The sequence below is a fragment of the Tepidimonas sp. genome (assembly GCF_046292505.1).
In the GTDB taxonomy this organism is placed as follows: domain Bacteria; phylum Pseudomonadota; class Gammaproteobacteria; order Burkholderiales; family Burkholderiaceae_C; genus Tepidimonas.
On sequence record NZ_JBKBQX010000252.1, the window covers coordinates 1 to 558 of the forward strand.

The 558-nt window shown below is 79.2% G+C and carries 1 pseudogene; it reads left to right on the forward strand.

Going from position 1 to position 558, the window contains the following annotated elements:
- A pseudogene (locus ACK4TH_RS13105) lies at nt 1–558 on the forward strand (allophanate hydrolase); the annotation flags it as partial.

Here is a 558-nt window from a genome sequence, read left to right on the forward strand (position 1 = left end):
TGGAGCTGCGCCTGCTGGGGCCGCGCCTGCGGGCGGAAGGTGGCGCGGTGCGCGTGGCGGTGGTGGGCGACGTGGCGGCGACGGTGGAACGCGCTGCAGGGGCGTTGCAGCCGCTGCCCGGCTGGTGCAGCGTCACGCTGCAGCCCGGCGACGCGCTGCGCCTGGGGGCGGTGCAGGGGCTGGCCTATGTGGCGGTGGCCGGCGGCCTCGATGTGCCGCCGGTGCTGGGCAGCCGCGCGACGCACGAGCGCACCGCGATGGGCGGGCTGCAGGGCCGCGCCCTGCGCACCGGCGACCGGCTGCCGTGCGCCGCGGCGGATGCCGACCCCGGCGTCGAGCGCCGCGCCGACCCCTTGCCGGACGACGACGGCCCGATCCGCGTGCTCTGGGGCCCGCAGGACGACCACTTCACCCCGGCGGCGCGCGCCCTCTTCGTGCAGGCCGACTGGCGCCTCACGCCCGAGCGCGACCGCATGGGCATGCGGCTGGCGGGCCCGGCGCTGGAGCACTTGAGCCCCGCGCACGCCGACATCGTCTCCGACGGCGTGGCGCCCGGCG